This window comes from Pseudomonas sp. KH_050 (assembly GCF_057838875.1).
In genome coordinates, this window is the sequence record NZ_CM174478.1 from 5,112,219 (window position 1) to 5,121,059 (window position 8,841).

Annotated in this window: 9 protein-coding genes; 6 read left to right on the top strand and 3 right to left on the bottom strand. The window is 59.2% G+C overall.

From position 1 onward, the window contains the following. Positions 1–138 precede the first annotated feature (138 nt). The 5 genes from AC3IUA_RS23400 to AC3IUA_RS23420 all read left to right on the top strand — a co-directional run bounded on the left by AC3IUA_RS23400 (position 139) and on the right by AC3IUA_RS23420 (position 6,681). A complete protein-coding gene (locus AC3IUA_RS23400; RefSeq protein WP_489357245.1) occupies positions 139–1,323 on the top strand; it encodes a tyrosine-type recombinase/integrase in 1,185 nt (394 codons plus the stop codon). A gap of 35 nt (positions 1,324–1,358) precedes the next feature. Continuing rightward, positions 1,359–3,131, top strand: coding sequence for an N-acetylglutaminylglutamine amidotransferase (locus tag AC3IUA_RS23405; RefSeq protein WP_489357246.1), 1,773 nt, complete (start codon positions 1,359–1,361; stop codon positions 3,129–3,131). A gap of 3 nt (positions 3,132–3,134) precedes the next feature. Then, positions 3,135–4,880, top strand: coding sequence for an N-acetylglutaminylglutamine synthetase (gene ngg, locus AC3IUA_RS23410; RefSeq protein WP_489357247.1), 1,746 nt, complete (start codon positions 3,135–3,137; stop codon positions 4,878–4,880). Positions 4,881–5,109: 229 nt separating this feature from the next. After that, positions 5,110–6,297: an osmoprotectant NAGGN system M42 family peptidase gene (locus AC3IUA_RS23415; protein WP_489357248.1), complete on the top strand. Its 1,188-nt coding sequence runs from the start codon at positions 5,110–5,112 to the stop codon at positions 6,295–6,297. A gap of 156 nt (positions 6,298–6,453) precedes the next feature. Continuing rightward, the gene (locus tag AC3IUA_RS23420) at positions 6,454–6,681 is read left to right on the top strand and encodes a YheU family protein (protein WP_150807080.1); all 228 of its coding nucleotides are present in this window, start codon (positions 6,454–6,456) and stop codon (positions 6,679–6,681) included. A gap of 4 nt (positions 6,682–6,685) precedes the next feature. On the opposite strand, the gene csrA is transcribed toward AC3IUA_RS23420, so the two are convergent. The 3 genes from csrA to AC3IUA_RS23435 all read right to left on the bottom strand — a co-directional run bounded on the left by csrA (position 6,686) and on the right by AC3IUA_RS23435 (position 8,305). Continuing rightward, positions 6,686–6,871 carry a carbon storage regulator CsrA gene (gene csrA / locus AC3IUA_RS23425; protein WP_489357249.1) on the bottom strand — a complete coding sequence of 62 codons (186 nt, stop codon included), beginning with the start codon at positions 6,869–6,871 and terminating at the stop codon, positions 6,686–6,688. Between the two features lie 221 nt (positions 6,872–7,092). Next, positions 7,093–7,425, bottom strand: a complete 333-nt coding sequence (locus tag AC3IUA_RS23430; protein ID WP_489357250.1) for a YnfA family protein — start codon at positions 7,423–7,425, stop codon at positions 7,093–7,095. Between the two features lie 64 nt (positions 7,426–7,489). Then, positions 7,490–8,305, bottom strand: a complete 816-nt coding sequence (locus tag AC3IUA_RS23435; protein ID WP_489357251.1) for an SDR family oxidoreductase — start codon at positions 8,303–8,305, stop codon at positions 7,490–7,492. A 348-nt stretch (positions 8,306–8,653) separates the two neighbouring features. On the opposite strand from AC3IUA_RS23435, the gene AC3IUA_RS23440 reads away from it, so the two are divergent. Next, complete coding sequence (locus AC3IUA_RS23440) at positions 8,654–8,806, top strand: DUF3309 family protein (RefSeq protein WP_489357252.1); 153 nt, start codon at positions 8,654–8,656, stop codon at positions 8,804–8,806. Positions 8,807–8,841: the final 35 nt, after the last annotated feature.

Genomic DNA, 8,841 nt, shown 5'->3' on the forward strand with positions numbered 1-8,841 from the left:
AACCGAGAAGAGAATGGCCGAACTGCTGGGCACCACAGCGAAGGCCCTGCAGCGCAAGCGTGAACGGAACATCATACCGGTCGACGTCTGGTCAAAGATCGATGGCCGAATCATGTATAGCAAGTGGAGATATGACGAATGGCTAGAGAGCCTATGGAGCTCCCCGCGGGTGTTGAACTTGTCGGGAAATCAATCCGAATTCGATTCTCCTGGAACAAAAAGCGCTGTTGCGAAACGCTCCCCTTCCCTCAGACCCAGAAAGGTATCGCAGCCGCAGCGGGTCTTCGTTCTCAGGTAAGGCAACTGGACAAGCTCGGCGCGCTGACAGCAGACAAATACGCCGAGTTGTTCCCGGGCTCTCGCAGCACCTCTCCGCAGAAAACCCCGATCTTCTTTGACTATGCCCAGGAATGGCTGGACGGCCTTCAGATCGTCGAGGGGACCCGGAAAAACTACCGGTCTGCCCTGCAGATCTACTGGGTGCCCTACCTGGCCACTCTGCCGATGGACAAGATAACGCCAATGCTGATGCGCAAAATTGCCCAGGAGATCCAGTGGTCGTCACCGGTGCGGCGCAAGGGCGCCGTGCGGCTGGTGACCAGCATCTTCAAGCAGGCGGTGAGCGACGAACTGATCCTGAGAAACCCGGCAATCTCAATCCCGCCGAGCCGGGTGACCAAGCGAGACTTGGATCCGTTCACGCGGGAAGAAGCCGACCTGCTGATCGCCAAGCTGTATGAGGTGACGAGCGGTTTGCAGTCCATTTATGCGGCGTTTTTTGAGTTTTCTTTCTATACAGGAATGCGCCCGGGAGAGGCGATGGCGCTGCGCTGGAGCGAAGTGGACACACGCATGCGGACAGCCAGGGTGTGCCGCATTCGCATCTACGGGGAGATCAAGGAAAGGACGAAAACGAAGGTGGTGCGCGAAGTTTTATTGAACGATCGCGCCTTGCATGCACTCGACAAAGCACGGCTTTTGACGGCGGCGCGTTCGGATTACGTGTTTGCGCCGGCAGGAACGGGCAAGAGGGAAGACCTCTATATCCGTTCTGAGACAGGGGCCAAGCGTTACTGGAGAAGCGCGATGCGCAAGCTTGGAGTGAGGGAGCGCCGGATGTACGACACGCGCCACACCTACGCGACGATGTGTCTTATGTCTGGCATGAACCCGGCGTTCATCGCCGCTCAGCTTGGGCATAGCGTGCAGGTTCTGCTTTCCACTTACGCAAAGTGGATCAGCTCACCGAGTGATTGGTCTGAGCTTGATAAGCTGAATTTGTCTGAAGTTGGTACAAATTTGGTACGCGCAAAACTCCAGTAGCGACACACGTGCGAAACACAAAGGGTTTAAGCCACATGTGCGGATTAGCTGGAGAACTACGTTTCGATCACCAACCTGCCGACCTGGCAGCGGTGGAACGGATCACCCATCACCTGGCACCTCGCGGTCCTGACGCGTGGGGCTTTCATAGCCAGGGACCGATTGCCCTGGGCCATCGTCGGTTGAAGATCATGGACCTGTCGGACGGCTCGGCGCAGCCGATGGTCGACGCTCAACTGGGCCTGTCCCTGGCTTTCAACGGTGCGATCTACAACTTCCCGGAATTGCGGACCGAGCTGGAAAGCCTTGGATATGCTTTCTATTCCGGCGGCGACACCGAAGTGTTGCTCAAGGGTTACCACGCCTGGGGCGAAGATTTGCTGCCCAAGCTCAACGGCATGTTCGCTTTCGCCATCTGGGAACATGACAACGAACGACTGTTCATCGCCCGCGACCGTCTGGGCGTCAAGCCTTTGTACCTGTCGCGCACCGGCCAGCGCCTGCGGTTTGCCTCGGCGTTACCGGCGCTGCTCAAAGGCGGCGATATCAACCCGGTCCTCGACCCGGTGGCGCTCAATCACTACCTGAATTTCCACGCGGTGGTTCCGGCGCCACGCACTTTGCTGGCAGGCATCGAAAAGCTGCCGCCAGCCACCTGGATGCTCATTGATGCCAATGGCACCACCCAACAGAAAACCTGGTGGACCCTGCCCTACGGCCCTCATGCCGATGAAATGAATCTGACCCTGGAAGACTGGCGCGACCGTGTACTCGACAGCACCCGTGAAGCAGTGGCTATTCGTCAGCGGGCAGCAGTGGACGTTGGTGTATTACTTTCGGGCGGTGTCGATTCGAGTCTGTTGGTAGGACTGCTGCGCGAAGTGGGCGTGGAAGACCTGTCGACCTTCTCCATCGGTTTTCAGGATGCCGGCGGCGAACGCGGCGACGAGTTCCAGTATTCGGACCTGATCGCCAGGCACTACGGCACCCATCACCACCAACTGCGTATTGAAGAGAAAGAAATCATCGAGCAACTGCCGGCGGCGTTCCGTGCCATGAGCGAGCCGATGGTCAGTCATGACTGCATCGCCTTCTACCTGTTGTCACGGGAAGTGGCCAAGCATTGCAAAGTGGTGCAGAGCGGCCAGGGCGCGGATGAATTGTTCGCCGGTTATCACTGGTACCCGCAAGTCGATGGCGCAAGCGACCCCTACGCAGCCTACCGCGATGCGTTCTTCGACCGCAGCTACGACGACTACGCCGCCACCGTGCAACCGAAATGGCTGACGGCCAATGACGCCGCTGGCGACTTCGTCCGTGAACATTTCGCCCAACCCGGTGCCGATGCCGCGGTGGACAAAGCACTGCGTCTGGACAGCACGGTGATGCTGGTGGATGACCCGGTCAAACGCGTCGACAACATGACCATGGCCTGGGGCCTGGAAGCGCGCACGCCGTTTCTCGACTATCGCCTGGTGGAGCTGTCGGCCCGCGTTCCAGGCAAATTCAAACTGCCGGACGGTGGCAAGCAAGTGCTCAAGGAAGCCGCTCGGCTGGTGATCCCCAGCGAAGTGATCGACCGCAAGAAAGGTTACTTCCCTGTGCCAGGCCTCAAGCATTTGCAGGGCGACACACTGAACTGGGTTCGCGAACTGCTGCTTGATCCAAGCCAGGATCGTGGCGTGTTCAACCCGGCGATGCTCGATCGCCTGCTGACCGACCCACAAGGCCAGCTGACGCCTTTGCGCGGCTCCAAATTGTGGCAACTGGCAGCGCTGAACCTGTGGCTCAGCGAACAAGGAATCTGAGCGATGAAGCCCCACGCTACGGCCTATAGCCAACGCTTGCTGCGCGGTCAGGCGCCATCCTATGAACGCCTGCAAGCGCGCTTCGCCGAAGACGGCAAAGAACCTGGTCCCGAGCCCATCGCGGTGCATTGCGGCTGGGGCCGGCTACTGATCGGCCATACCTTTGCAGATGCGGCGAGCCTTGCCCGGGAGCTGCTTGATGAGCACCCCGGCGAACGCGACATCGCGCTGTACGTTGCCGCGCCCCAGCAAGTGCTGGGGCTGGAACCGGCGCAGCTGTTTCTCGACCCGTCCGACACCTTGCACCTGTGGTTCAGCGACTATCGCCCGGCCACTCGGGTGTTTCGCGGCTTTCGCATCCGCCGGGCACAGAACGAAGCGGACTGGCAGGCCATCAATCAGCTTTACCTGGCCCGCAGCATGCTGCCCATCAATCCGGCCCTGCTGACGCCCCGCCATGAGGGCGGCCCGGTGTACTGGCTCGCCGAGGACGAAGACAGCGGCGCGATCATCGGTAGCGTGATGGGCCTCGATCATCACAAAGCCTTTCACGACCCGGAGCACGGCTGCAGCCTCTGGTGCCTGGCGGTCGATCCGCAGTGCACGCGGCCAGGAGTCGGCGAAGTGCTGGTGCGCCATCTCATCGAGCATTTCATGAGCCGCAGCCTGAGCTACCTCGACCTTTCGGTATTGCACGACAACAGTCAGGCGAAAAGTCTTTACGCCAAGCTGGGGTTTCGCACCCTCTCGACCTTCGCCATCAAATGCAAAAACGGTATCAATCAACCGCTGTTTCTCGGGCCGGGACCGCAGGCGGAGTTCAATCCCTACGCGCGGATCATCGTCGAAGAAGCCCATCGTCGTGGCATTGATGTCCAGGTCGATGACGCCGACGCCGGGATGTTTACCTTGAGCCATGGCGGGCGCCGGGTGCGCTGCCGTGAATCGCTGAGCGATCTGACCAGCGCCATCAGCATGAGCCTGTGCCAGGACAAAAGCCTGACCCACAAAGTACTGAAGGCTGCCGGTTTGAATTTGCCGGCGCAACAACGGGCGGGTAATGCCGACGACAATCTGGCGTTTCTCGATGAGCACCAGCGAGTGGTGGTCAAACCCCTGGATGGTGAGCAGGGCCAAGGCGTGGCCGTGGACCTGCAAACGATCGAAGAGGTGCAGCAGGCCATTGAGGCTGCTCGTCAGTTCGATAACCGTGTACTGCTGGAAAGCTTCCACGAAGGCCTCGATCTGCGCATCGTCGTGATCGGTTTTGAAGTGGTGGCCGCCGCCATTCGCCGCCCGGCGCAAGTCGTCGGTGATGGCCAGCACTCGGTTGGCGAGCTGATCGAAGCACAGAGTCGCCGACGCCAGGCCGCCACCAGCGGTGAAAGCAAAATCCCGCTGGACCACGAAACCCGACGCACCTTGCGGGCCGCTGGTTACGACGATGACAGCATCCTGCCAGCGGGCGAACATCTGCTCGTGCGCCGCACCGCCAACCTGCACACCGGCGGTACGCTGGAAGATGTCACGGCGATACTGCATCCCACTCTGATCGATGCCGCGGTGCGAGCCGCGCGGGCGCTGGATATCCCGATGGTCGGGCTCGACCTGATGGTGCCGGCGGCCGATCAGCCGGAGTATGTGTTTATCGAAGCCAACGAGCGCGCCGGGCTGGCCAACCACGAACCGCAACCGACTGCCGAGCGTTTTGTGGATTTGTTGTTTCCCCATAGTCAGCCGACGGTTTAGCCAGTCGTTCGCTTAAGTACAAACCCTGTGGCGAGGGCCCTTGCTCCCGCCGGCCGGTCCGCGCTCGGGCGCAGCAGTCGTAAAACCTGCGAATGCGGTATGCCTGACGAAATGTGATTGCAGGTTTTAGGGCCGCTTCGCGACCCAGCGGGGGCAAGCTCCCTCACCACAAAAAGCAGCTACTCGCCTCGGAATCCCTCTACTCCCCCTTCCACAATCAGGAGTGTCCATGACCAGCAAAATTCCCGAACCGGATCTCAACTACCTACAGAAAGTCCTGCTGGAAATGCTCGCGATTCCCAGCCCCACCGGGTTCACCGACACCATAGTGCGCTACGTCGCCGAGCGCCTTGAAGAGCTGGGCATTCCCTTCGAACTGACTCGTCGCGGCACCATTCGCGCCACCCTCAAGGGCCAGCAGAACAGCCCGGACCGTGCCGTGTCGGCGCACCTGGACACCATCGGAGCCGCCGTGCGCGCAATCAAAGACAACGGTCGCCTGACCCTGGCACCCGTCGGATGCTGGTCCAGTCGTTTTGCCGAAGGCAGTCGCGTCAGCCTGTTCACCGACAGCGGTGTAGTGCGTGGCAGTGTCTTGCCGCTGATGGCCTCAGGGCACGCGTTCAACACTGCGGTGGATGAAATGCCCATCAGTTGGGACCACATCGAACTGCGCCTGGACGCCTACTGCACCACCAAAGCCGATTGTGATTCGCTGGGCATCGGCATTGGTGACTTTGTCGCCTTCGACCCGCTGCCGGAGTTCACGGAAAGCGGCCACATCAGCGCTCGCCACCTGGACGACAAGGCCGGGGTTGCCGCCTTGTTGGCGGCGCTCAAAGCTATCGTCGACAGCAGCGAGCCGTTGATGATCGACTGCCATCCACTGTTCACCATCACCGAAGAAACCGGCAGTGGCGCGGCGGCGGCCTTGCCATGGGATGTCAGCGAATTCGTCGGCATCGACATTGCCCCGGTCGCACCGGGCCAGCACTCCAGCGAACACGCGGTGAGCGTGGCCATGCAGGATTCCGGCGGGCCGTACGACTATCACCTGTCACGGCACCTGCTGCGACTGGCCAGCGACAACGAACTGCCAGTGCGTCGCGACCTGTTTCGCTATTACTTCAGCGATGCCCATTCGGCGGTGACTGCCGGTCACGACATCCGCACCGCCCTGCTCGCCTTCGGCTGCGATGCCACCCATGGCTATGAACGCACCCATATCGACAGCCTCGCCGCACTCAGTCGCCTGCTCGGCGCCTACATCCTCAGCCCTCCGGTATTCGCCAGCGACGCACAACCGGCCAAAGGCTCGCTGGACCGGTTCAGTCACCAGCTGGAACATGACGCGCAGATGGAAAGCGATACCCGGGTGCCGTCGGTGGACAGCCTGGTCGGGCAGCGGTCGGTGTAGGGGCTGGCGAAGGTTCGAGCCGTGATCGGGCGATGTTTTGGGGGTTATGGGGATGGCCCGGGAGCAAGATCAAAAGATCGCAGCCTGCGGCAGCTCCTACTGGCCCTGCTGCCCCAAGCCCAGTAGCATCGCCGGGATTGTTTACCCGAGGTACTTATGCTGATCCCTTACGACCAACTTGAAGTCGATACCCTGACCCGTCTGATAGAAGACTTCGTTACCCGTGACGGCACCGACAATGGTGACGAAACTCCGCTGGAAACCCGCGTGCTGCGGGTTCGCCAGGCGTTGACCAAAGGTCAGGCGCTGATTGTTTTCGATCCTGAAAGCCAGCAATGCCAATTGATGCTCAAGCACGACGTGCCCAAAGAGCTGTTTGATTGATTCATCAGCCTCGTCTGGTTTTTCCCGTTCGCGACTGGATGCGTTCGTAGATTTCCGCCCGGTGGACCTCGACTTCCTTGGGCGCCTCGACGCCGAAGCGAACGCTGTTGCCGTTCACCGAGAGTATGCGTACGGAGATGGTGTCACCAATGGAAATCAACTCGCCCACAACGCGGCTTAATACAAGCATGGCACTCGTCCTTTAGGGTTACCGGACTCTGAAGATGCCCGCAGAGCCGACTGCCTTCAATGCACCATCACTAAATCAGTCTCGCCCTACGCCGCACGCAGACGCGCCTGACAGAAAGCCCTTTCAAGCCTCGCTTTTCGCGGCTGTTTAAACCGCCCTTCGTTTGAGCAAGCCATTTCCTACACTCATACAGATACTTCGTTTGTGGTCGAGGAAAGAATTCAGACACTGGAAAAACGTGGACCCAACAGGATGATGCTCGCGCCGAGCACACAGAACGCGACACCCAGCCAATCGGAACTCAAGGGACGAATCCGCTCGACCATGCCCAGCCAGCCGATGGACGCAATAATGTAAATGCCACCATACGCTGCATAGGCGCGGCCGGCATAGCTCGCTTCGACCTTGGTCAGCAGTACCGCGAAGAGGGTCAGGCTGAGCAGCGCCGGAGCGATCCACCAGGCACTTTTACCCTGGCGCAACCACATCCAGAACGCATAACAACCGGCAATTTCAAACAGCGCCGCGAGAAAAAACCACAGGTAATTGAGCATGCAACTGTCTCGTCAAGGCTGCCGGAATCGGCAACCCTAACGATGCAGGTTCGCGCGAGCAAGTTCAGCCGGCAGTTTGTTTAGCCTTGGCGCGCATCTTGTCGGCCATCTGGGTCATTTCGTTGTAGAGCAATTGCGGGTTCTTCTGCTTCAGCGCCCAGGCCATGCGACCTTGTTCGTGAGGCAGAATCATGAACTCACCTTTGGCGACATGCTGGTAGATGTAGTCGGCGATGTCGCTGGCGCTGATCGGCGAGCTTTCCAGCAATTTTCCGACCTGGGCTTTCATGGCTGGGGTCGGGCCACGGAAGGAATCCAGCAGGTTGGTCTGGAAGAATGACGGGCAGACCACGTGCACCGCGATGTCCTGGTGCGCCAGTTCAATCAACAGGCTCTCGGACAATGCCACCACACCGGCCTTGGCCACGTTGTAGTTGCTCATGGCCGGGCCTTGCATCAAGGCTGCCATCGAGGCGATGTTGATGATCTTGCCTCTGCTTTTTTCCAGCAACGGCAAGAAAGCCTTGCAGCCTTTGACCACGCCCATAAGGTTGATCGCGATCTGCCAGTCCCAGTCTTCGAGGGACAGTTCATTGAAGAAACCGCCCGAAGCCACGCCGGCGTTATTGACGATCACATCGATGCCGTCAAGCCTCTCTTCGCAGGCCTGGGCAAACGCGGTCAGCTGGCTGTAGTCACGCACGTCGCAACGCTGCACAAAACCGTCACCACCGGCTTCGCGTACCCGTTTCAGGGTTTCTTGCAAACCGGGCTCACTGACATCCGACAAGGCCAACTGCCAGCCTTCACGGGCCCAGCGCAGAGCGATTTCGCGACCCAGGCCAGACCCGGCGCCGGTGATCATCATGCGATTTTGCATAGGGGTTGCCTTGTTGTTCCGGGGAAGATAATTCGCAGTGTAGCGAAGGTCTTTCCTGCACCCACGCTCCATCAGAGTGCTGAATGACCCAGGCAAACCAAGACGCTGTACAGCAGCCGGGTTGCGTTGCAATCAATAACGTAATCGCGGTCGACTGAATGAATGCGAAAGTAAATTAAACGAAATAAGCCAAGTACCAAAAAACACTAAAAAACACTAAAAAACATCCGGAATTATCCGCCACTCTCCAGAGTCGGAGATTATAAGCGGCTCGGGTTTATTGCATCTCGAGCTGGTTCTGAAAAGCGCTACGGTCTTTCCAAGAACTAACCAATAAAGGAAGTCGACATGGGCACAATTCTTATCGTTATCCTGATCCTCTTGCTAATAGGTGGCCTGCCGGTCTTTCCTTACTCCAGCGGTTGGGGTTATGGCCCATCGGGCATCATTGGCGTGGTGCTGGTAGTGCTGCTGATCCTGCTGCTACTTGGCAAGATATAGAGATCGCAACAGCAATAAAAAAGAGGCCCGGGGGC

Excerpts from the sequence above, each read along its gene's own strand:
- AC3IUA_RS23400 (WP_489357245.1), top strand. The coding sequence starts at position 139 with ATGGCTAGAGAGCCTATGGAGCTCCCCGCGGGTGTTGAACTTGTCGGG.
- AC3IUA_RS23435 (WP_489357251.1), bottom strand. The coding sequence starts at position 8,305 with ATGCAAAATCGCATGATGATCACCGGCGCCGGGTCTGGCCTGGGTCGC.
- ngg (WP_489357247.1), top strand. The coding sequence starts at position 3,135 with ATGAAGCCCCACGCTACGGCCTATAGCCAACGCTTGCTGCGCGGTCAG.
- AC3IUA_RS23405 (WP_489357246.1), top strand. The coding sequence starts at position 1,359 with ATGTGCGGATTAGCTGGAGAACTACGTTTCGATCACCAACCTGCCGAC.
- AC3IUA_RS23420 (WP_150807080.1), top strand. The coding sequence starts at position 6,454 with ATGCTGATCCCTTACGACCAACTTGAAGTCGATACCCTGACCCGTCTG.
- csrA (WP_489357249.1), bottom strand. The coding sequence starts at position 6,871 with ATGCTTGTATTAAGCCGCGTTGTGGGCGAGTTGATTTCCATTGGTGAC.
- AC3IUA_RS23430 (WP_489357250.1), bottom strand. The coding sequence starts at position 7,425 with ATGCTCAATTACCTGTGGTTTTTTCTCGCGGCGCTGTTTGAAATTGCC.
- AC3IUA_RS23440 (WP_489357252.1), top strand. The coding sequence starts at position 8,654 with ATGGGCACAATTCTTATCGTTATCCTGATCCTCTTGCTAATAGGTGGC.
- AC3IUA_RS23415 (WP_489357248.1), top strand. The coding sequence starts at position 5,110 with ATGACCAGCAAAATTCCCGAACCGGATCTCAACTACCTACAGAAAGTC.